General features: G+C 52.4%; 17 protein-coding genes, 3 tRNA genes, 3 rRNA genes and 1 pseudogene. 10 read left to right on the top strand and 14 right to left on the bottom strand.

Features of this window, described 5'->3' with window-relative positions:
• Positions 1 to 107: 107 nt before the first annotated feature.
• Complete coding sequence (gene dnaQ / locus HWQ15_RS12715; RefSeq protein WP_072201000.1) at positions 108 to 839, bottom strand: DNA polymerase III subunit epsilon; 732 nt, start codon at positions 837 to 839, stop codon at positions 108 to 110.
• Between dnaQ and rnhA the strand changes: the two genes are divergently transcribed.
• Positions 793 to 1,371 carry a ribonuclease HI gene (rnhA, locus tag HWQ15_RS12710; RefSeq protein WP_160840538.1) on the top strand — a complete coding sequence of 193 codons (579 nt, stop codon included), beginning with the start codon at positions 793 to 795 and terminating at the stop codon, positions 1,369 to 1,371. The two genes, dnaQ and rnhA, sit on opposite strands and share 47 nt — an antisense overlap.
• Here rnhA and HWQ15_RS12705 read toward each other — a convergent pair whose 3' ends face one another.
• A complete protein-coding gene (locus HWQ15_RS12705; protein ID WP_023299381.1) occupies positions 1,372 to 2,088 on the bottom strand; it encodes a class I SAM-dependent methyltransferase in 717 nt (238 codons plus the stop codon).
• Positions 2,089 to 2,120: 32 nt separating this feature from the next.
• On the opposite strand from HWQ15_RS12705, the gene gloB reads away from it, so the two are divergent.
• Positions 2,121 to 2,879 (top strand): hydroxyacylglutathione hydrolase, encoded by a 759-nt coding sequence (gloB, locus tag HWQ15_RS12700; RefSeq protein ID WP_022647129.1) that lies wholly within the window; start codon positions 2,121 to 2,123, stop codon positions 2,877 to 2,879.
• Between the two features lie 68 nt (positions 2,880 to 2,947).
• Complete coding sequence (gene mltD, locus HWQ15_RS12695) at positions 2,948 to 4,312, top strand: murein transglycosylase D (RefSeq protein WP_022647128.1); 1,365 nt, start codon at positions 2,948 to 2,950, stop codon at positions 4,310 to 4,312.
• A gap of 52 nt (positions 4,313 to 4,364) precedes the next feature.
• Here mltD and HWQ15_RS12690 read toward each other — a convergent pair whose 3' ends face one another.
• The 3 genes from HWQ15_RS12690 to HWQ15_RS12680 all read right to left on the bottom strand — a co-directional run bounded on the left by HWQ15_RS12690 (position 4,365) and on the right by HWQ15_RS12680 (position 7,329).
• Positions 4,365 to 5,138 carry a class I SAM-dependent methyltransferase gene (locus HWQ15_RS12690; RefSeq protein WP_063135990.1) on the bottom strand — a complete coding sequence of 258 codons (774 nt, stop codon included), beginning with the start codon at positions 5,136 to 5,138 and terminating at the stop codon, positions 4,365 to 4,367.
• 77 nt (positions 5,139 to 5,215) lie between these two features.
• Positions 5,216 to 6,016, bottom strand: coding sequence for an endonuclease/exonuclease/phosphatase family protein (locus HWQ15_RS12685; protein WP_032621812.1), 801 nt, complete (start codon positions 6,014 to 6,016; stop codon positions 5,216 to 5,218).
• Positions 6,017 to 6,153: 137 nt separating this feature from the next.
• The gene (locus HWQ15_RS12680; protein ID WP_023305476.1) at positions 6,154 to 7,329 is read right to left on the bottom strand and encodes an MFS transporter; all 1,176 of its coding nucleotides are present in this window, start codon (positions 7,327 to 7,329) and stop codon (positions 6,154 to 6,156) included.
• 104 nt (positions 7,330 to 7,433) lie between these two features.
• Here HWQ15_RS12680 and yafC point away from each other — a divergent pair, with 104 nt between their 5' ends.
• A complete protein-coding gene (yafC, locus tag HWQ15_RS12675; RefSeq protein WP_022647124.1) occupies positions 7,434 to 8,339 on the top strand; it encodes a DNA-binding transcriptional regulator YafC in 906 nt (301 codons plus the stop codon).
• A 29-nt stretch (positions 8,340 to 8,368) separates the two neighbouring features.
• Here yafC and dkgB read toward each other — a convergent pair.
• The 8 genes and pseudogenes from dkgB to gmhB all read right to left on the bottom strand — a co-directional run bounded on the left by dkgB (position 8,369) and on the right by gmhB (position 15,473).
• Positions 8,369 to 9,172: pseudogene (dkgB, locus tag HWQ15_RS12670) on the bottom strand (2,5-didehydrogluconate reductase DkgB).
• Between the two features lie 160 nt (positions 9,173 to 9,332).
• Positions 9,333 to 9,409 (bottom strand) — tRNA-Asp (locus HWQ15_RS12665).
• Between the two features lie 55 nt (positions 9,410 to 9,464).
• Positions 9,465 to 9,580: ribosomal RNA gene (gene rrf / locus HWQ15_RS12660) — 5S ribosomal RNA — on the bottom strand.
• A gap of 71 nt (positions 9,581 to 9,651) precedes the next feature.
• Positions 9,652 to 12,557: ribosomal RNA gene (locus HWQ15_RS12655) — 23S ribosomal RNA — on the bottom strand.
• 171 nt (positions 12,558 to 12,728) lie between these two features.
• Positions 12,729 to 12,804, bottom strand: a tRNA-Ala gene (locus HWQ15_RS12650).
• Between the two features lie 42 nt (positions 12,805 to 12,846).
• Positions 12,847 to 12,923, bottom strand: a tRNA-Ile gene (locus tag HWQ15_RS12645).
• 70 nt (positions 12,924 to 12,993) lie between these two features.
• Positions 12,994 to 14,535, bottom strand: a 16S ribosomal RNA gene (locus HWQ15_RS12640).
• Together the 16S, 23S and 5S rRNA genes with 3 tRNA genes alongside form the textbook arrangement of a ribosomal RNA operon.
• A gap of 371 nt (positions 14,536 to 14,906) precedes the next feature.
• Positions 14,907 to 15,473: a D-glycero-beta-D-manno-heptose 1,7-bisphosphate 7-phosphatase gene (gene gmhB / locus HWQ15_RS12635; protein WP_063148792.1), complete on the bottom strand. Its 567-nt coding sequence runs from the start codon at positions 15,471 to 15,473 to the stop codon at positions 14,907 to 14,909.
• A 188-nt stretch (positions 15,474 to 15,661) separates the two neighbouring features.
• Here gmhB and metN point away from each other — a divergent pair, with 188 nt between their 5' ends.
• The 6 genes from metN to proS all read left to right on the top strand — a co-directional run bounded on the left by metN (position 15,662) and on the right by proS (position 21,241).
• Complete coding sequence (gene metN / locus HWQ15_RS12630) at positions 15,662 to 16,693, top strand: methionine ABC transporter ATP-binding protein MetN (RefSeq protein ID WP_063148791.1); 1,032 nt, start codon at positions 15,662 to 15,664, stop codon at positions 16,691 to 16,693.
• Positions 16,686 to 17,339 carry a methionine ABC transporter permease MetI gene (locus HWQ15_RS12625; protein WP_003856130.1) on the top strand — a complete coding sequence of 218 codons (654 nt, stop codon included), beginning with the start codon at positions 16,686 to 16,688 and terminating at the stop codon, positions 17,337 to 17,339. Before metN ends, HWQ15_RS12625 begins: the two co-directional genes overlap by 8 nt.
• Before the next feature lie 40 nt (positions 17,340 to 17,379).
• Positions 17,380 to 18,195, top strand: a complete 816-nt coding sequence (gene metQ / locus HWQ15_RS12620; RefSeq protein WP_006810023.1) for a methionine ABC transporter substrate-binding lipoprotein MetQ — start codon at positions 17,380 to 17,382, stop codon at positions 18,193 to 18,195.
• Positions 18,196 to 18,301: 106 nt separating this feature from the next.
• Positions 18,302 to 18,706 (top strand): Rcs stress response system protein RcsF, encoded by a 405-nt coding sequence (gene rcsF / locus HWQ15_RS12615; RefSeq protein WP_003856133.1) that lies wholly within the window; start codon positions 18,302 to 18,304, stop codon positions 18,704 to 18,706.
• Positions 18,703 to 19,410 (top strand): tRNA (N6-threonylcarbamoyladenosine(37)-N6)-methyltransferase TrmO, encoded by a 708-nt coding sequence (gene tsaA / locus HWQ15_RS12610; protein WP_023299375.1) that lies wholly within the window; start codon positions 18,703 to 18,705, stop codon positions 19,408 to 19,410. The genes rcsF and tsaA overlap by 4 nt, the downstream gene beginning before the upstream one ends.
• A 112-nt stretch (positions 19,411 to 19,522) precedes the next feature.
• The gene (proS, locus tag HWQ15_RS12605; protein ID WP_063148790.1) at positions 19,523 to 21,241 is read left to right on the top strand and encodes a proline--tRNA ligase; all 1,719 of its coding nucleotides are present in this window, start codon (positions 19,523 to 19,525) and stop codon (positions 21,239 to 21,241) included.
• Between the two features lie 46 nt (positions 21,242 to 21,287).
• On the opposite strand, the gene nlpE is transcribed toward proS, so the two are convergent.
• Entirely contained in the window at positions 21,288 to 21,986 is a 699-nt protein-coding gene (gene nlpE, locus HWQ15_RS12600; protein ID WP_006810026.1) for an envelope stress response activation lipoprotein NlpE, read from the bottom strand.
• Positions 21,987 to 21,989 lie beyond the last annotated feature (3 nt).

Genomic DNA, 21,989 nt, shown 5'->3' with positions numbered 1-21,989 from the left:
GAATATTACGGTTTGCCTCTGAACTCGTCAACGCTTTTTCTCAGGTTTTGAATCGTTTGCTGCAAAAATCACCCAAACGGCGATTTAACAAACGTTTCCGCCTTTTTTCATCCACGCCACAGACAGCTTCCGCCCTTCTTCTGCACTAAATCGAGGCGAGATTCGTGGTTCATTAGCTCTTCATCACTGGCTAAAACAACCCGCAGGCGATTAGCCTGGCGCACGACACGCTGAATGCCGCCTTCATCCCGCGTCTGCTGAGATTCATTTTCCATACTGAATTTTATCGACGTTTGCCCGCCGGTCATGGTCAGGTAAACATCGGCCAGGATCTGGGCATCGAGCAATGCGCCGTGCAGGGTTCGCTTGGTGTTGTCTATCTCATAGCGAGAGCACAGGGCATCAAGGCTGTTACGCTTGCCGGGAAACATCTTCCTTGCCAGCGCCAGGCTATCCGTAACTTTACAGAACGTATTGGTCTTTGGAATATCGCGGTTGAGCTTGCTGAACTCATAGTCCATAAAGCCGATATCGAACGACGCGTTATGAATGACAAGTTCCGCACCTCTGATGTAGTCGAGAAATTCATCCGCGACATCGGCGAAGGTGGGCTTATCCAGCAAAAACTCATCGGCAATCCCGTGAACGCCGAACGCTTCCGGATCCACCAGCCGATCGGGTTTGAGGTAAACGTGGAAGTTGTTGCCCGTAAGACGGCGGTTCACCACTTCAACGGCACCAATCTCAATGATTTTGTGCCCTTCGTAGTGGGCGCCAATCTGGTTCATACCGGTGGTTTCGGTATCAAGAACAATCTGGCGAGTAATTGCAGTGCTCATAGCGGTCATTTATGTCAGACTTATCGTTTTACTGAACGTTTCAAATACAGGAAGTCTACCAGAGATGCGTAAACAGGTAGAAATTTTCACCGATGGATCTTGTCTCGGTAACCCAGGGCCCGGCGGCTATGGCGCCATTATGCGCTATCGCCAGCATGAAAAAACATTTAGTGAAGGCTATTTCCTGACCACCAACAACCGCATGGAGTTGATGGCGGCCATCGTGGCGCTGGAAGCCTTAAAAGAACATTGTGACGTGGTGCTGAGTACCGACAGCCAGTATGTTCGCCAGGGCATTACCCAATGGATCCACAACTGGAAAAAGCGCGGTTGGAAAACGGCAGAGAAAAAACCCGTCAAGAATGTCGATCTCTGGAAGCGTCTTGATGCCGCCCTCGGTCAGCACGAAATCAAATGGGAGTGGGTAAAGGGGCACGCCGGTCACCCTGAAAACGAACGCTGTGACGAGCTGGCTCGCGCGGCGGCATCAAACCCAACCCATGAGGATGCAGGTTATCAACCTGAATCCTGATCACGGTTTTTTGTACTGCCGCGTGGCACCCACGGTCTGGCGGATCCGCGTTTTTGATTTGCTTTGCTTCATTGGGTTGAGCGTAAGTGGGATCGTCCTCTTACGCGCGACAATAAATTGCATGCAGCCCAGCGCGGGTAAATGGGTACTTAATAAGACCCCGCCTTTACGCGTCCAGGGGATGACCTGAAAACCCCCGTAGCTCAGCACTTCGAAATTTAACAGTGAAAGCCAGTCCAGCTGGCGCATCATGGTAAACATCCGGCTGTTATATGGCGCCGTGCGGCGCAGAACGGGCGTCAGTTTACGTAGCCCGATCAGACTCAGCGGATTAAAACCGCTCAGGATCAGCCAGCCGTCATCAATCAAAACGCGGTCGGCTTCCCGCAGCAGACGATGGGGATCGCTGCACCAGGGCAGCGTATGGGCGAGCAGACAGGCATCAATGGATTTTTCCGCAAAAGGCAAATGCAGCGGATCAGCCTTCACCTGAACCGGGGAGCCATTAAGCGATACGCTAACCTGATGCGAGATAGCGCAGCTTTCGGTATTGATTTCTGCGCTCAGATTGCCAATCTTAAGCAGGTGAAAACCATACATTTTCGCGAGCCAGGGTTTAAGCTGAAGTTCTAAGGCCTCGCGATAATATTCACCCCAGGGCAACTCTGCCCAACGTTCCGGTGGTGCGACAGTCTGAGGTATCCTTGCCGGTTTCATCAAAACACCCGCCACGCTATAAGAGGTAATGCATGAATCTTATCAGTATTTCCGCCTTTCAGGACAATTACATCTGGGTTTTAGTCGATGACGATCGCAGATGCATCATTGTTGATCCCGGCGAATCCGTACCGATCCTGCACGCGATAGAAGAAAACGACTGGCAGCCTGAAGCGATCCTCCTTACCCATCACCATCACGATCATGTCGGGGGTGTTCCCGATCTCCTTGCGCGCTATCCCCATATTCCCGTCTACGGACCAGCAGAGACACAGGATAAGGGTACGACGCAAGTTGTCGAAGAAGGCGAAAGTATCCTCATCCTCGGGTGCGAGTTTTCCGTATTTGCTACGCCAGGTCACACTTCCGGTCATCTCTGTTTCTACAGCAAACCTTATCTTTTTTGTGGCGACACGCTGTTTTCCGGCGGCTGTGGAAGGCTGTTTGAAGGCACGCCAGAACAGATGTATCAATCTTTACAAAAAATTAATGCGCTGCCAGCCGACACCGTAATTTGTTGCGCACATGAGTATACATTAGGGAATATGAAGTTTGCTGCAAGCGTACTACCAGAGGATCGGGCGATTCAGGATTATTACCAGAAAGTGAAGGAGTTACGTGCAAAAAACCAAAAAACACTCCCCGTAATTCTGAAAAATGAGCGACAAATAAATTTATTTTTAAGAACGAATGACGTTGATTTAATTAATAAAATTAATCAAGAAACAAATTTGTTACAACCTGAAGCGCGATTTGCATGGTTAAGGTCAAAGAAAGATAACTTCAGATAATTGCGGGTTGCCTTTTCAAAATTTCGCCGTTATCATCGCTCGTCTTTTAAGCAACTATTGACACACACATGAAGGCAAAAGCGATATTACTCGCCTCTGTCCTGCTTGTAGGTTGCCAGTCACAAAACGGCAGCAACGTACAACAGCACGCACAGAGCCTTTCTGCGGCTGGTCAAGGGGAAGCAGGGAAGTTTACAAGTCAGGCGCGATGGTTGGACGATGGGACATCCTTCGCGCAGGAACAAGACTTGTGGGCCTCTATTGGCGACGAGCTAAAGATGGGAATTCCGGAAAACAGCCGGATTCGCGAACAGAAACAGAAGTATTTGAGAAATAAGAGCTATCTCCACGATGTAACATTACGGGCAGAGCCGTATATGTACTGGATAGCAGGGCAAGTTAAGAAACGTAACATGCCTATGGAACTGGTACTACTACCCATAGTGGAGAGCGCTTTTGACCCGCACGCGACGTCTGGCGCCAATGCAGCAGGCATCTGGCAGATCATTCCGAGCACAGGGCGAAATTATGGTTTAAAGCAGACCCGCAACTACGATGCGCGTCGTGATGTTGTCGCTTCAACGACAGCCGCTCTCGACATGATGCAACGTCTGAACAAGATGTTTGACGGCGACTGGTTATTGACTGTCGCGGCGTATAACAGTGGTGAAGGTCGTGTACTGAAGGCAATGAAAGCGAATAAAGCGCGTGGAAAATCCACAGACTTCTGGTCGCTCTCACTGCCACAGGAAACAAAGATTTACGTACCGAAAATGCTGGCATTGAGTGACATTCTCAAGAACAGCAAACGTTACGGTGTACAACTGCCAACACCAGACGAAAGTCGTGCACTGGCGCGTGTCCGCCTCAGCAGCCCTGTTGATATTCAACAGGTTGCCGATATGACGGGTATGTCGGTAAGTAAGCTTAAAACCTTTAATGCAGGTGTTAAAGGCTCCACGCTGGGTGCAAGCGGCCCGCGCTATGTGATGGTTCCGCAGAAACACGCGGAGCAGTTACGTGAGTCTTTAGCTTCGGGTGAAATTGCAGCCGTTCAGTCTACGCTGATTGCTGATACGTCGCCTGTAAGCAGCCGCAGCTATAAGGTGCGTTCAGGTGATACGCTTTCAGGTATTGCATCACGTCTTGGCGTGAATACGAAAGATCTCCAGCAGTGGAATAATCTGCGCGGATCCGGTCTGAAAGTGGGTCAAACGCTGACCGTAGGTGCAGGTAGCAGCGCACAGCGTCTCGCTAAAAACAGCGATAGCATTACCTATCGCGTACGTAAAGGCGACTCGCTGTCCAGTATTGCTAAGCGTCACGGCGTAAACATCAAAGATGTGATGCGCTGGAACAACGATACTGACAACCTGCAACCTGGCGACCAGCTGACGTTGTTTGTGAAAAACAGCGCTACGCCAGATTCCTGATAGTACGATCGCTTATTAAAAAGGCACCGATTCCCCTCGGTGCCTTTTTTGTTTATCCCGCTTTTTGCGCTTCAGCCATAATGGTGTCGCTGGTAAACGAACCATCGTCATGCAATTCAAAGTACGCCTTGACATCAGCAGAGGCAATCTCCTGATACAATCGGATCGCCTGAGTTAATGCCTCCGGTGTGCGCATCCGTGCAATCCATGACGTGAACTCCAGCGGCAAACGGTCGGTTATCAATGAGCGTGAAATCAAGCCAGCTTCGGTGATAAACGTAAGCCACTCTCCACTGGAGTAGTTTTGCACGTGCGAGGTATCACGCAGCGCTTCAACCGTCTGGAGCCAGATATTCCGTACCGGATGCCCGGGAGACATCACGTCCATGATGATGAATATTCCGCCCGGTTTGAGCACGCGTTTCACTTCCCGTAATGCCTGCCCCACATCATGCCAGTGGTGTGCAGAGTAACGGCTAATCACAGCCTCAAAGGATGCATCCTCAAAGGGTAAAGATTCAGCGTAGCCCTGTCGCGTCGTGACGTTATTCAGCCCTTTCGCTTTCGCCGCTTCAGCAACCACATCCAGCATCTGGCTCGATAAGTCATACGCCGTCACCTGAGCAACCTGCTGTGCGGCGGTAAAACTGGCGTGCCCCGCTCCGCAGCCTAAGTCCAGCACGTGCGCGTCAGGAAACGCGGCGAGCCGTTCGCCGAGACGTACCAGATCGCGGCCAGAGGCATGTACGGCACTGCTCAGGTAGGCACTTGCCTGAGAACCAAACTGTTTTTCGACGTTGTCATGATGGGAGTGTGTTGTTGTCATGTTGCTGTCCTTTTATGGGTTAAAAAATAAAGGGCAGCACCCGCACAGGCCTGCCCCACGGCAGACCTGACGCACCATTATTTATCAGGTTTGCCGGGACTGAATTCAACTAGTAGAGGATTATGATCGGAGGCGCGCGTCACCAGAACGGAGGCGTCGTGCACGCTTAAACCCCGATAGAAGACAAAATCGAGAGGACGACCAAACGCTTTCTTGCGCTGGTCATCGTTAAAACGAACTTCACGCAGCGACATTTCACGCGCGAAGCGGTACAACGCGTTCATACGCGGACGGCTCCAGGCATTGAAGTCCCCGGCCATAATGATCGGCCCACTGTGATGAGCAATCTGATCGCCGATGGGAAGTAACTGCTTACTGTACACATCAACACCCAGGCTGAAGTTCACCGCATGAATGTTTACCACCATCAGCAGACGGGTGTCGGGCAACGGATAGACCGTGACCAGCGCTGATTTTGCCAGACGCAGGATCGGCTCACGTTCACGCAGCGGGCAGCAATAGACCGGATGTGCGGCTGAAAGGGTCATCACCCCGGAAGGATGCTGTGGCAGAACAAAGGCAGGCACCTGATCGGCTGCAAGATAGTTCGTCGTTGCAAACCTGACCAGTTCAGGCGTGGTTTGCGCCTCCTGTAACAGAACCAGATGCGCATCTTTACCAAAATTTTGAAGTACGGATAACCACTCCGCACGCTGTTGCTTAAAGATGTTCCACACCAGTACGCGAATTTTTTCGTCACTGCTTAATGGAGTGCCCGCTGGTAATGCCTGGCTAAGGCTCGCAAACGACCCCGGAGGCAAGATCCTCTCCGCAGGCATTCCGGCAACATAACGCATGGCATAGGTATTTTTTCGCACTTTTGGAAACGGCCTCTGTAACATGAACCAGCCCGGAAAACGGACTGGTTCTAATGTTATAGGGATTTTAGGTCACACTTTCAACGCAATTACTGAGAAACCGCTTTCCAGTTTTGTAAGCAAGCACTTACTGATACTTATCCAAGTGCAACGCGAGCGGGTTTATCAAGCCGTCCACTGAGACCAATAAGGAGGAAAGCGATAAGCACAATTACCGCACCAATCCATGGCGTTTGGGTTAATCCAACATGTTCAACCACCTGCCCACCGATAACCGAACCGAGTGCGATACCGATATTAAATGCGGCGATATTCAGCCCAGATGCGACATCCACCGCATTAGGCGTATAACGTTCGGCTTTCTGCACAACATATACCTGCAATCCCGGCACGTTACCAAAAGCGAATATCCCCATAACCAACACCGTTACCAGCGCGGCGTATTGCATCGATGCGGTGAACTGGAAAATCATCAGCAGGGCAACCAGGGCGGCGAAGATGAATTTCAGCGCCGGTACCGCACCATGCTTATCCGCAAGCTTGCCGCCCCAGATATTGCCGATTGCGACGGAGATACCGTAGCCCAGTAAAATCCAGCTCACCGCGCCCGGAGAAAAACCAGCCAGTTCCTGCATCATCGGTGCAAGGAAGGTGAACGCAGTGAACACACCTCCATAACCCAGGGCCGTAACGGCATAGATCAGCAGCAGGCGCGGGTGTGTCAGAACCTTAACCTGATCGCTCAGGCTGACGCTCGCGCGCCCCGGAATACTGGAGGGCACCAGCAGCAGGCTGGCTACCAGAGCAATCACGCCCAACAGCGATACCGCGAGGAAGGTTTCACGCCAGCCAAAATGTTGTCCGATAAACGTTCCTAACGGCACGCCGGTGACCAGCGCGACGGTTAAGCCACCAAACATAATCGCAATGGCTGACGCCGCTTTCTCTTTTGGCACCAGGCTGGTTGCAATCGTGGAACCGATGGAGAAGAAGACACCGTGCGCGAGGCCTGTCAGCAGGCGGGCAATGACCAGCGTGGAGTAATCCGGTGACTGCCACGCCAGAATATTGCCAGCGGTGAAGAGCACCATCAGGGCAACTAACAGTTGTTTACGTGGAAAGCGTCCAGTCAGTGCGGTCAGCACAGGCGCCCCAACAGCGACGCCTAACGCGTAAATAGATACCAGCAGCCCGGCAGAAGGCAGCGAGATAGCGAGTTGTTCAGCAATGGTAGGAACAAGTCCTACAATAACAAATTCGGTCGTGCCAATTGCGAAGGCACTGATCGTCAGGGCAAGAAGCGCCAGTGGCATAAAATACTCCGTCTCTTCAGGATTAAGATGACAGGCAGTATGCGCCAGTGTTTAAATAACAAAAATGGTTAGAATCTCAATAGAATTTTGCAGGTGACGCAATAATGAAAGCCACATCGGAAGAACTGACTGTCTTCGTTGCCGTTGTTGAAAGCGGCAGCTTCAGCCGTGCTGCCGAACAGCTCGGACAGGCGAACTCCGCCATCAGCCGCTCGGTGAAAAAGCTGGAGATGAAGCTCGGGGTGAGTCTGCTCAACAGAACAACGCGGCAGCTCAGCCTGACGGAAGAAGGTGAACGTTATTTTCGACGCGTGCAGTCCGTTTTGCAGGAGATGGCGGCAGCAGAAACGGAAATCATGGAATCTCGCAGCACGCCGCGTGGGCTGCTGCGCATAGATGCGGCGACGCCGGTCGTGCTGCATTTCCTGATGCCGTTGATTAAACCCTTCCGCGAACGCTACCCGGAGATGACCCTGTCTCTGGTCTCCTCTGAGACGTTCATTAACCTGATTGAGCGTAAAGTTGACGTGGCGATCCGCGCGGGAACCCTGACGGATTCAAGTTTACGCGCTCGCCCTCTGTTCACCAGCTACCGCAAAATTATCGCGTCACCGCAATATATTGCAGAGCATGGCAAACCTGAGACCGTTGAGGAGCTGAAGCAGCACCTTTGCCTGGGCTTTACGGAGCCTGTCTCGCTGAACACCTGGCCCGTGGCCTGTCATGACGGACAACTTCATGAGATCACCTGCGGACTTTCGTCTAATAGCGGGGAAACGCTGAAACAGCTATGTCTTGAAGGAAACGGGATCGCCTGTTTATCAGACTATATGATTGATAAGGAAATAGCCGCGGGCCAGCTAGTTGAGCTAATGGCTGACAAACGCTTACCTGTAGAGATGCCTTTTAGCGCGGTGTATTACAGTGACAGAGCAGTAAGTACGCGCATACGCGCTTTTATCGACTTCCTTAGCGAACATATAAAAACAGCTCCCGGAGGAGCTGTGTGAGGGTTTAAGGGTACAGAGGGAGGGTTTTATTAATCCCAGTTAGGTGCTAACCCTTCGGGACTGACCAGACGATCGTTGCATTCCAGTGCAGCGATCGCTTTTTTATCTTCATCATCGAGCTGGAGATCCCACGCTAACAGGTTACTTGCCAGGTTTTCACGTTTGGTTGAAGACGGGATCACGGCATATCCTTCACCTATCGCCCATGCCAGGATCACCTGTGCAGCTGTTGCATTGTGTTTTTCAGCGATGCGCGCAATCACTTCATCTTTCAGGGCCTTACCATATGCCAGCGTCATGTACGAGGTGATGTGAATGCCATGCTGTTTCGCCCAGTCCACAACTTTGCGGTTTTGCAGGTAAGGAGAGAGTTCAATCTGGTTAGTAGCAATATTCTCTTTACCCACTGCGGCAATGGCTTTTTCCATCAATGGGATAGTGAAATTTGAGATACCAATTTCACGCGTCAAGCCCTGCTCTTTTGCTTCCAGCAGCGCCTGCATGAACTCTTCTACGGAGACGGCATCGCCAGGTGATGGCCAGTGGATCAGCGTCAGATCAACATAATCAGTACGCAGCTTTTTCAGACTTTCCTTCAGGCTTAGGATCAGCTTGTCTTTGCTGAGGTTCTCAATCCAGATTTAGGTGGTGATGAAAAGCTCATGGCGCGGTACGCCGCTCTCCTCGATAGCCTGACCTACGGCAGCTTCGTTGTCATAAATCTGCGCCGTATCAATAGCGCGATAGCCCAACTCGAGTGCGGTTTTAACAGATGCGATAACAACGTCGTCCTTCAGGCGAAAAGTGCCCAGACCCAGTGCAGGGATAGTCATATCATTCCTCAATCGTTATGTTCGTAAACTGAGGAGGATTATCGCTGTGGTTGTTATGTCGAAAAAGATCGTAAAATGCAGAGGATTTTTGCTAATTTCGCAATAGTAAAACGACAGATAAGAAAAAAGCCCTGAGCGTTAGCTCAGGGCTTTTAATAAGTGGCGGAACGGACGGGACTCGAACCCGCGACCCCCTGCGTGACAGGCAGGTATTCTAACCGACTGAACTACCGCTCCACCGAATACTTCTGTAACCACCGGATTAATGCACCGGCTTACTACTTAATTTGATGCCTGGCAGTTCCCTACTCTCACATGGGGAGACCCCACACTACCATCGGCGCTACGGCGTTTCACTTCTGAGTTCGGCATGGGGTCAGGTGGGACCACCGCGCTAAAGCCGCCAGGCAAATTCTGTTAATCTGTATCAGGCTGAAAATCGTGTCTGTCTCTCTTCGCCGAAACAGCTTCGGCGTTGTAAGGTTAAGCCTCACGGTTCATTAGTATCGGTTAGCTCAACGCATCGCTGCGCTTACACACCCGACCTATCAACGTCGTCGTCTTCAACGTTCCTTCAGGAGACTCAAGGTCTCAGGGAGAACTCATCTCGGGGCAAGTTTCGTGCTTAGATGCTTTCAGCACTTATCTCTTCCGCATTTAGCTACCGGGCAGTGCCATTGGCATGACAACCCGAACACCAGTGATGCGTCCACTCCGGTCCTCTCGTACTAGGAGCAGCCCCCCTCAATTCTCCAGCGCCCACGGCAGATAGGGACCGAACTGTCTCACGACGTTCTAAACCCAGCTCGCGTACCACTTTAAATGGCGAACAGCCATACCCTTGGGACCTACTTCAGCCCCAGGATGTGATGAGCCGACATCGAGGTGCCAAACACCGCCGTCGATATGAACTCTTGGGCGGTATCAGCCTGTTATCCCCGGAGTACCTTTTATCCGTTGAGCGATGGCCCTTCCATTCAGAACCACCGGATCACTATGACCTGCTTTCGCACCTGCTCGCGCCGTCACGCTCGCAGTCAAGCTGGCTTATGCCATTGCACTAACCTCCTGATGTCCGACCAGGATTAGCCAACCTTCGTGCTCCTCCGTTACTCTTTGGGAGGAGACCGCCCCAGTCAAACTACCCACCAGACACTGTCCGCAACCCGGATTACGGGTCTACGTTAGAACACCAGCCATTAAAGGGTGGTATTTCAAGGTTGGCTCCACGCAGACTGGCGTCCACGCTTCAAAGCCTCCCACCTATCCTACACATCAAGGACCAGTGTTCAGTGTCAAGCTATAGTAAAGGTTCACGGGGTCTTTCCGTCTTGCCGCGGGTACACTGCATCTTCACAGCGAGTTCAATTTCACTGAGTCTCGGGTGGAGACAGCCTGGCCATCATTACGCCATTCGTGCAGGTCGGAACTTACCCGACAAGGAATTTCGCTACCTTAGGACCGTTATAGTTACGGCCGCCGTTTACCGGGGCTTCGATCAAGAGCTTCGCGTTGCCGCTAACCCCATCAATTAACCTTCCGGCACCGGGCAGGCGTCACACCGTATACGTCCACTTTCGTGTTTGCACAGTGCTGTGTTTTTAATAAACAGTTGCAGCCAGCTGGTATCTTCGACTGATTTCAGCTCCGTCCGCAGGGACTTCACCTACCTATCAGCGTGCCTTCTCCCGAAGTTACGGCACCATTTTGCCTAGTTCCTTCACCCGAGTTCTCTCAAGCGCCTTGGTATTCTCTACCTGACCACCTGTGTCGGTTTGGGGTACGATTTCGTGTTACCTGATGCTTAGAGGCTTTTCCTGGAAGCAGGGCATTTATCACTTCAGCACCGTAGTGCCTCGTCATCACACCTCAGCGTTAACAAGGTACCGGATTTACCTGGAACCTCCGCCTACATGCTTAAACCGGGACAACCGTCGCCCGGCTGACATAGCCTTCTCCGTCCCCCCTTCGCAGTAACACCAAGTACAGGAATATTAACCTGTTTCCCATCGACTACGCCTTTCGGCCTCGCCTTAGGGGTCGACTCACCCTGCCCCGATTAACGTTGGACAGGAACCCTTGGTCTTCCGGCGAGCGGGCTTTTCACCCGCTTTATCGTTACTTATGTCAGCATTCGCACTTCTGATACCTCCAGCATGCCTCACAGCACACCTTCGACGGCTTACAGAACGCTCCCCTACCCAACAACGCATAAGCGTCGCTGCCGCAGCTTCGGTGCATGGTTTAGCCCCGTTACATCTTCCGCGCAGGCCGACTCGACCAGTGAGCTATTACGCTTTCTTTAAATGATGGCTGCTTCTAAGCCAACATCCTGGCTGTCTGTGCCTTCCCACATCGTTTCCCACTTAACCATGACTTTGGGACCTTAGCTGGCGGTCTGGGTTGTTTCCCTCTTCACGACGGACGTTAGCACCCGCCGTGTGTCTCCCGTGATAACATTCTTCGGTATTCGTAGTTTGCATCGGGTTGGTAAGCCGGGATGGCCCCCTAGCCGAAACAGTGCTCTACCCCCGAAGATGAGTTCACGAGGCGCTACCTAAATAGCTTTCGGGGAGAACCAGCTATCTCCCGGTTTGATTGGCCTTTCACCCCCAGCCACAGGTCATCCGCTAATTTTTCAACATTAGTCGGTTCGGTCCTCCAGTTAGTGTTACCCAACCTTCAACCTGCCCATGGCTAGATCACCGGGTTTCGGGTCTATACCCTGCAACTTAACGCCCAGTTAAGACTCGGTTTCCCTTCGGCTCCCCTATACGGTTAACCTTGCTACAGAATATAAGTCGCTGACCCATTATACAAAAGGTACGCAGTCACCCCATAAAGAGGCTTCCACTGCTTGTACGTACACGGTTTCAGGTTCTTTTTCACTCCCCTCGCCGGGGTTCTTTTCGCCTTTCCCTCACGGTACTGGTTCACTATCGGTCAGTCAGGAGTATTTAGCCTTGGAGGATGGTCCCCCCATATTCAGACAGGATACCACGTGTCCCGCCCTACTCTTCGAGTTCACAGCATGTGTGCTTTCGTGTACGGGACTATCACCCTGTACCGTCGGACTTTCCAGACCGTTCCACTAACACACAAGCTGATTCAGACTCCGGGCTGCTCCCCGTTCGCTCGCCGCTACTGGGGGAATCTCGGTTGATTTCTTTTCCTCGGGGTACTTAGATGTTTCAGTTCCCCCGGTTCGCCTCGTTAACCTATGTATTCAGTTAACGATAGTGCAACGGATTGCACTGGGTTTCCCCATTCGGACATCGCCGGGTCAAAGGTTCATATCACCTCGCCGGCGCTTTTCGCAGATTAGCACGTCCTTCATCGCCTCTGACTGCCAGGGCATCCACCGTGTACGCTTAGTCGCTTAACCTCACAACCCGAAGATGTTTCATCTTCTGATTGCGAAAATTTGAGAGACTCGAACACACATGAGCTGTGTGTCGTTTCAATTTTCAGCTTGATCCAGATTTTTAAAGAGCAAAACTTCGCAGTGCACCTTTTCAGGTTCACTCTGAAGTTTTCTTGTGTTCGCAGTAAAGGATGGTGGAGCTATGCGGGATCGAACCGCAGACCTCCTGCGTGCAAGGCAGGCGCTCTCCCAGCTGAGCTATAGCCCCATCGTTTGTAATCTCTGTACCGCTCATCCTTTAAAAGGAGTTTGGTAGGCCTGAGTGGACTTGAACCACCGACCTCACCCTTATCAGGGGTGCGCTCTAACCACCTGAGCTACAAGCCTGCAGAGATTTTTTACTGCTGTTTTTCATCAGACAATCTGTGTGAGCACTACAAAGGCAGGTTCTTTAAGGTAAGGAGGTGATCCAACCGCAGGTTCCCCTACGGTTACCTTGTTACGACTTCACCCCAGTCATGAATCACAAAGTGGTAAGCGCCCTCCCGAAGGTTAAGCTACCTACTTCTTTTGCAACCCACTCCCATGGTGTGACGGGCGGTGTGTACAAGGCCCGGGAACGTATTCACCGTGGCATTCTGATCCACGATTACTAGCGATTCCGACTTCATGGAGTCGAGTTGCAGACTCCAATCCGGACTACGACGCACTTTATGAGGTCCGCTTGCTCTCGCGAGGTCGCTTCTCTTTGTATGCGCCATTGTAGCACGTGTGTAGCCCTACTCGTAAGGGCCATGATGACTTGACGTCATCCCCACCTTCCTCCAGTTTATCACTGGCAGTCTCCTTTGAGTTCCCGGCCTAACCGCTGGCAACAAAGGATAAGGGTTGCGCTCGTTGCGGGACTTAACCCAACATTTCACAACACGAGCTGACGACAGCCATGCAGCACCTGTCTCAGAGTTCCCGAAGGCACCAAAGCATCTCTGCTAAGTTCTCTGGATGTCAAGAGTAGGTAAGGTTCTTCGCGTTGCATCGAATTAAACCACATGCTCCACCGCTTGTGCGGGCCCCCGTCAATTCATTTGAGTTTTAACCTTGCGGCCGTACTCCCCAGGCGGTCGACTTAACGCGTTAGCTCCGGAAGCCACGCCTCAAGGGCACAACCTCCAAGTCGACATCGTTTACGGCGTGGACTACCAGGGTATCTAATCCTGTTTGCTCCCCACGCTTTCGCACCTGAGCGTCAGTCTTTGTCCAGGGGGCCGCCTTCGCCACCGGTATTCCTCCAGATCTCTACGCATTTCACCGCTACACCTGGAATTCTACCCCCCTCTACAAGACTCTAGCCTGCCAGTTTCGAATGCAGTTCCCAGGTTGAGCCCGGGGATTTCACATCCGACTTGACAGACCGCCTGCGTGCGCTTTACGCCCAGTAATTCCGATTAACGCTTGCACCCTCCGTATTACCGCGGCTGCTGGCACGGAGTTAGCCGGTGCTTCTTCTGCGGGTAACGTCAATCGACAGGGTTATTAACCCTGTCGCCTTCCTCCCCGCTGAAAGTACTTTACAACCCGAAGGCCTTCTTCATACACGCGGCATGGCTGCATCAGGCTTGCGCCCATTGTGCAATATTCCCCACTGCTGCCTCCCGTAGGAGTCTGGACCGTGTCTCAGTTCCAGTGTGGCTGGTCATCCTCTCAGACCAGCTAGGGATCGTCGCCTAGGTGAGCCGTTACCCCACCTACTAGCTAATCCCATCTGGGCACATCCGATGGCAAGAGGCCCGAAGGTCCCCCTCTTTGGTCTTGCGACGTTATGCGGTATTAGCTACCGTTTCCAGTAGTTATCCCCCTCCATCAGGCAGTTTCCCAGACATTACTCACCCGTCCGCCACTCGTCAGCAAAGCAGCAAGCTGCTTCCTGTTACCGTTCGACTTGCATGTGTTAGGCCTGCCGCCAGCGTTCAATCTGAGCCATGATCAAACTCTTCAATTTAAAAGTTTGATGCTCAATGAATTAAACTTCGTAATGAATTACGTGTTCACTCGTTGAGACTTGGTATTCATTTAGTGTCCGAAGACATTAAGAATCCATGTCACTTTGAGTGCCCACACAGATTGTCTGATAAATTGTTAAAGAGCAGTTGCGACGCGCTTCAGCGCTCTGTCGCGAGGTGGCGTATATTACGCTTTCCTCTTTCAGAGTCAACCCGTTATTTCAGGATTTTTTCTCTTCAACCGACCGGGTTGTCTGTGAAGTGATTCACATCCGCCGTGTCGATGGAGGCGCATTATAGGGAGCCGCCGAGGAATGACAAGCGGAAAAATGCATTTTTATTTCAACCGCTCACCTTTTCACCAAAACGTCTATTTTTGGTGCTTTTTAATCTCTTTTGGCAGATCTGCCAGACTAGTTATCACCCAGTCAGCTGCATTTTCTGCTTCTGGGGTGACTGGTTTACCGGTCCGCACTAATACTTTGGTTCCCACACCCGCCGCCGCCGCTGCCTGCATATCCTCCAGTTTATCGCCCACCATAAAAGACGCGGCCATATCAATGTGCAGGAATTCCTGTGCAGAGATAAACATGCCCGGGTGTGGCTTACGGCAATCACATGCCTGACGATACGCTTCTACTGTTCCCTGTGGATGATGCGGACAATAATAGATGCCATCAAGATCGACGCCACGATCGGCCAGAGACCAGTCCATCCATTCCGTCAGCGTCTCGAACTGCGCTTCGGAGAATTTACCCCGGGCGATACCGGACTGATTAGTTACCACCACCAGCGCATAGCCCATCTCTTTCAGCTGGCGCATGGCATCTATTACGCCCTCGATAAATTCGAACTCATCAATCTCATGGACGTAACCGTGATCCACATTAATTGTGCCGTCACGATCGAGAAAAATTGCGGGTACAGATTTTGCCACCGGTTTGCTCCTGAAAAAGGCTTGTTCAGCTAGTATCTCATGAATCGCAGCGCAATAAAGTGCTCATCGCACAGAGGTGGATTGATTTAGACGTCTGGATGCCTTAACATCCATTTTGTTTACGGTCATTCCCCGTATCTGGCAGAAGAAAATGCCACGGCTAACTTACATACGATAAAAATAATCTAATGATTAAACTTTCCAATATCACCAAAGTGTTCCAGCAGGGGAACCGAACCATTCAGGCGCTGAACAACGTCAGCCTGAATGTGCCTGCTGGTCAGATTTATGGCGTCATTGGCGCATCGGGTGCGGGTAAAAGTACGCTGATCCGGTGTGTTAACCTGCTTGAGCGCCCGACCCAGGGCAGCGTAGAAGTTGGCGGCCAGGAGCTTACCGCTCTCTCAGAGAAAGAACTCACCAAAGCGCGTCGCCAGATTGGCATGATTTTCCAGCACTTTAACCTGCTGGCCTCACGCACGGTTTTTGGAAACGTGGCGTTGCCGCTGGAGCTGGATAACACACCAAAAGAAGAGGTTACCCGACGCGTCACCGAACTGCTGGATCTGGTTGGGCTGGGTGATAAGCATGACAGCTACCCGGCCAACCTCTCAGGCGGGCAAAAGCAGCGTGTAGCAATCGCTCGCGCGCTGGCAAGCAACCCAAAAGTGCTGCTGTGTGATGAAGCCACCAGCGCGTTAGATCCGGCCACCACGCGTTCTATCCTGGAACTGCTGAAAGACATTAACCGTCGTCTGGGCCTGACTATCCTCCTTATTACGCACGAAATGGACGTGGTGAAGCGTATCTGTGACTGCGTCGCCGTCATCAGCAACGGTGAGCTGATTGAGCAGGACACGGTCAGCGAAGTCTTCTCGCACCCGAAAACGCCTCTGGCTCAGCAGTTCATTCAGTCCACACTGCATCTGGATATTCCGGAAGATTATCTGGAACGTTTAAAAACAGACGCAACGCCTGACAGCGTCCCGATGCTGCGCATGGAGTTCACGGGCCAGTCCGTTGACGCACCGCTGCTGTCCGAAACCGCGCGTCGCTTTAACGTGAATAACAACATTATTAGCGCGCAGATGGACTACGCCGGTGGCGTGAAGTTCGGCATTATGCTGACGGAAATGCACGGCACACAGGAAGAAACCCAGGCGGCAATTGCCTGGCTGCAAGAACATCACGTAAAAGTAGAGGTGCTGGGTTATGTCTGAGCCGATGATGTGGCTACTGGTTCGCGGCGTTTGGGAAACGCTGGCAATGACCTTCGTATCGGGCTTTTTTGGTTTTGTGATTGGGCTGCCGGTCGGCGTACTGCTGTACGTCACGCGCCCGGGTCAAATTATTGAAAACGCGAAGCTGTATCGCACGCTCTCTGCGCTGGTGAACATTTTCCGTTCTATACCGTTTATTATCCTGCTGGTGTGGATGATTCCGTTTACACGCGTTATTGTCGGGACGTCGATTGGTTTGCAGGCGGCAATTGTCCCGCTAACCGTAGGCGCCGCGCCGTTTATCGCCCGTATGGTGGAAAACGCCCTGCTGGAAATCCCAACAGGCCTGATTGAAGCTTCCCGCGCTATGGGTGCGACGCCAATGCAGATCGTTCGCAAAGTTCTGCTGCCTGAGGCGCTGCCTGGGCTGGTGAATGCAGCAACCATCACGCTTATCACCCTGGTCGGTTATTCCGCGATGGGCGGCGCCGTGGGTGCTGGCGGTTTAGGGCAGATTGGATATCAGTACGGCTATATTGGCTATAACGCTACCGTAATGAATACCGTTCTGGTATTGCTGGTTGTGCTGGTTTACTTAATCCAATTCTCTGGCGATCGTATCGTCCGGGCTGTTACGCATAAATAACGTTACAAACAACACAAACTCGACGAGTTAAGGATATAACATGGCGTTTAAATTTAAGACCTTTGCAGCAGTAGGCGCACTGATTGGTTCGCTGGCACTGGTGGGTTGCGGTCAGGACGAAAAAGATCCGAACCACATCAAAGTAGGCGTTATCGTCGGTGCAGAGCAGCAGGTTGCTGAGGCCGCGCAGAAAATCGCGAAAGAAAAATATGGCCTGGACGTTGAGCTGGTGACCTTCAACGATTACGTTCTGCCGAACGAAGCGCTGAGCAAAGGCGACATTGACGCTAACGCCTTCCAGCATAAACCGTACCTGGATCAACAGATCAAAGATCGCGGCTACAAGCTGGTTGCTGTCGGTAACACCTTCGTTTACCCGATTGCCGGTTATTCCAAGAAAATTAAATCTCTGGATGAACTCCAGCCGGGTTCACAGGTTGCCGTCCCTAACGACCCAACCAACCTTGGCCGTTCGCTGCTTCTGCTCCAGAAAGTGGGCCTGATTAAACTGAAAGAAGGTGTTGGCCTGTTGCCGACCGTTCTGGACGTGACCGAAAACCCGAAAAATCTGAAAATTGTTGAGCTGGAAGCCCCTCAGCTGCCACGTTCTCTGGACGATGCACAGATCGCGCTGGCCGTTATCAACACCACTTACGCCAGCCAGATCGGTTTGACCCCTGCGAAAGATGGCATCTTTGTTGAAGACAAAGATTCCCCGTACGTCAACCTGATCGTGACTCGCGAAGACAACAAGGACGCGGAAAACGTGAAGAAATTCCTGCAGGCATATCAGTCTGAAGAAGTTTACCAGGAAGCCAATAAGGTGTTTAACGGCGGCGCGGTTAAAGGCTGGTAATCTCACCTCAGTGTAATATCATCAAGACGGGCATTTGCCCGTCTTGTCATTTGTGCGGTCAACTGCTTCAATATCTGACGTTTTGATTATCCACTGAGGAACTATTATGCGTGCTTTACCGATCTGTCTTTTAGCACTGATGCTGAGCGGCTGTTCTATGCTAAGCAGATCTCCTGTTGAACCCGTTCAAAGCACTGCAACCCCGCCAAAAGCGGAGCCAGCAAAACCGAAAGCGCCTCGCGCTGCGCCGGTACGTATTATTACTAAAGCCGACGAGCTGGTCGGTAAGCCATTCCGTGAACTGGGCGAAGTGAGCGGCGAATCCTGCCAGGCAACGAATCAGGACTCCCCTCCAAATATCCCAACAGCCCGCAAGCGTATGCAAATCAACGCGTCGAAAATGAAAGCCAACGCGGTGCTGCTGCACAGTTGCGAGGTCACCAGTGGTACGCCGGGCTGCTACCGTCAGGCGGTATGTATCGGTTCTGCGCTTAACATCACGGCGAAATGAGTTCATTTCAGTTCGAGCCGATAGGCGTTATCCGCTCCCCTTATAAAGAAAAGTTCGCCGTGCCGCGTCAGCCGGGACTGGTCCTTAACGGCGGCGGCGAGCTGCATCTTGTCGCGCCGTATAATCAGGCCGATGCAGTGCGCGGGCTTGAGGCATTCAGCCATTTATGGGTGGTGTTTGTGTTTCACCAGACCATGGAAGGCGGCTGGCGTCCTACCGTGCGTCCTCCTCGTCTGGGCGGAAATGCCAGAATGGGAGTTTTTGCCACCCGCTCAACGTTCCGACCGAATCCAGTCGGGATGTCGCTGGTCGAACTGAAAGGGATACGCTGTCAGAAAGATCGGGTGATCCTGGAGTTAGGTAGCCTTGACCTGGTTGATGGTACGCCGGTCATCGATATTAAACCTTACCTGCCCTTCGCCGAAGCGCTGCCGGATGCCCGTGCAAGCTATGCTCAGGACGCCCCACAGGCAGAGATGCCGGTTTACTTCACATCTGAAATAACGACGCAAATCAGCCAGCTGGAAAAGCGCTATCCTCGTCTGCGTGACTTTATCGTCGAAGTCCTGGCGCAGGACCCTCGTCCCGCCTACCGCAAAGAGGAAGACGCCGGAAAAACGTACGCCGTCTGGCTGCTGGACTTTAACGTGCGCTGGCGCGTAACTGATGCAGGTTTTGAAGTGTTTGCCCTGGAACCCAGGTAATTTTGTTCTCCTCTCTTTTGGCATCTTTGCCACACTGGTAAACTAAACCACTTTTTTTGTGTCAGGCTGGTGTTTCAGCCTGTTCCAATCGTCGAAATGGAACCGTAACAACATGCGTACTAGCCAATATCTGCTCTCCACTCTGAAGGAGACACCTGCCGACGCCGAGGTGATCAGCCACCAGCTGATGCTGCGCGCCGGGATGATCCGCAAGCTGGCCTCCGGGTTATACACCTGGCTGCCGACCGGCGTGCGCGTCCTGAAAAAAGTCGAAAACATCGTGCGTGAAGAGATGAACAACGCCGGTGCTATCGAGGTGTTAATGCCGGTCGTTCAGCCTTCTGAACTGTGGCAGGAGAGCGGTCGCTGGGAGCAGTACGGTCCTGAACTGCTGCGTATTGCCGATCGTGGCGATCGTCCATTCGTTCTCGGCCCAACGCATGAAGAAGTGATCACCGATCTGATCCGTAACGAGCTGAGCTCTTACAAACAGCTGCCGCTGAACTTCTTCCAGATCCAAACCAAGTTCCGTGACGAAGTGCGCCCACGCTTTGGCGTGATGCGCTCTCGCGAATTCCTGATGAAAGATGCCTACTCTTTCCATACTTCTCAGGAATCACTGCAAGAGACCTACGACAAAATGTACGCGGCCTACAGCAAAATCTTCTCCCGCATGGGGCTGGATTTCCGTGCTGTACAGGCTGATACCGGTTCAATCGGCGGTAGCGCCTCTCATGAATTCCAGGTTCTGGCGCAGAGCGGCGAGGACGATGTAATTTTCTCTGACTCCTCTGATTACGCCGCCAACATTGAGTTCGCAGAAGCGCTGGCACCAAAAGAACCACGCGGCGCGGCAACGCAAGAGATGACGCTGGTTGATACGCCAAACGCGAAAACCATCGCCGAGCTGGTTGAACAGTTTAATCTGCCGATCGAAAAAACCGTGAAAACCCTGCTGGTGAAATCGGCTGAAGGCAGCGCTTACCCGCTGGTAGCCCTGCTGGTCCGTGGCGATCACGAGCTGAACGAAGTGAAAGCCGAGAAGCTGCCGCAGGTTGCCAGCCCGCTGACCTTCGCGACGGAAGCCGAAATCCGCGCCGTGGTGAACGCAGGCCCAGGTTCTCTGGGTCCGGTGAATATGCCTGTTCCTGTAGTGATTGACCGCACCGTTGCGGCGATGAGCGACTTCGCTGCGGGCGCAAACATCGACGGTATACACTACTTCGGCATCAACTGGGATCGTGACGTGGCGACGCCGGAAGTGGCTGACATCCGTAACGTGGTCGCAGGCGATCCAAGCCCGGACGGCAAGGGTACCCTGATGATCAAACGCGGTATCGAAGTAGGCCACATCTTCCAGCTGGGCGATAAGTACTCGCGCGCAATGAACGCTGCCGTTCAGGGCGAAGATGGTCGTAACCAGGTTCTGACCATGGGCTGCTACGGCATTGGGGTAACGCGCGTTGTTGCGGCCGCTATCGAGCAGAACTATGACGAACGCGGAATCGTCTGGCCGGATAACATCGCGCCGTTCCAGGTGGCGATCCTGCCAATGAACATGCACAAGTCTTACCGCGTGCAGGAGCTGGCAGAGAAACTCTACGCTGAGCTGAGCGCGAAAGGTATCGACGTGCTGATGGATGACCGTAAAGAGCGTCCTGGCGTGATGTTTGCTGATATGGAACTGATCGGTATTCCACACACCATCGTCATCGGCGACCGTAACCTCGACAGCGATGAGATTGAATACAAGTACCGTCGCAACGGCGAAAAACAGATGATCAAGACGGGCGACATTCTTGATTACCTGGTGAAAGCCATCAAAGGCTAAGAAACAAAAAAACCCCGCCAGTGCGGGGTTTTTTAATGGCTATAACTTATTTGCTTTCGCAGTCTTTACCCGCAGCAAACTTCGCGTCTTTATCTGCCACCAGCGTTTTCACCAGCTCACCGCTATCGGGGTTTGGCTCCAGCGTAAAATGCCCTTCAACCGTCAGCAACACTGGTTTGCTGTCGTTACCGCGCGCGACGGCATAGTCACGCTCCAGCTGGGCATTGTTCGCCACGCTGACTTTCTTCCCGGTTGCACAGTCAGTGAAGATTGCCGCATCCGCCATGTAGAAATACATCCCTCGCATCGCCATTGGGGTTGCAGGCAGGGTCGCTTTTACCGGGGCCAGCGTGTAGTTGAACTGGGATTCAATCGGATTGCCTTCGCGATCGAGCATCTCCATCCCCTCGCCTTTGGCGCGGAAATACGTTTTATCGCCCGTGGTATCAGTCAATACCAGCTTTTCAGCCGTACGCGCCCATGTTCCGTATGTTGCAAAAGAAGACGGCTCTTTCGCCCCCTGATAGCGCTGGTTCATCACCCAAGTGCCATCTTTTTGCAGGAACAGAGAGGTTTCGATGCCTTCACAATCTGCACATGGCAATACGCCGCGCCAGCTCTGCTGCATCGGCTTCAATTCTTCGTTTTGCGTTGGCTGTAGTACCTGTGTTTCTGAACGGTTGTTACAGCCAAAAAGCGCGAACAGGCTTGTCACGGCCAGCGCTGATAATAATGCTTTTTTCACAAT

It is taken from the genome of Enterobacter sp. DSM 30060 (assembly GCF_013375955.1).
Classification (GTDB): domain Bacteria; phylum Pseudomonadota; class Gammaproteobacteria; order Enterobacterales; family Enterobacteriaceae; genus Enterobacter; species Enterobacter intestinihominis.
The sequence above is the reverse complement of the archived record's forward strand: the minus strand, read 5'-3'. Positions and strand labels throughout refer to the sequence as shown.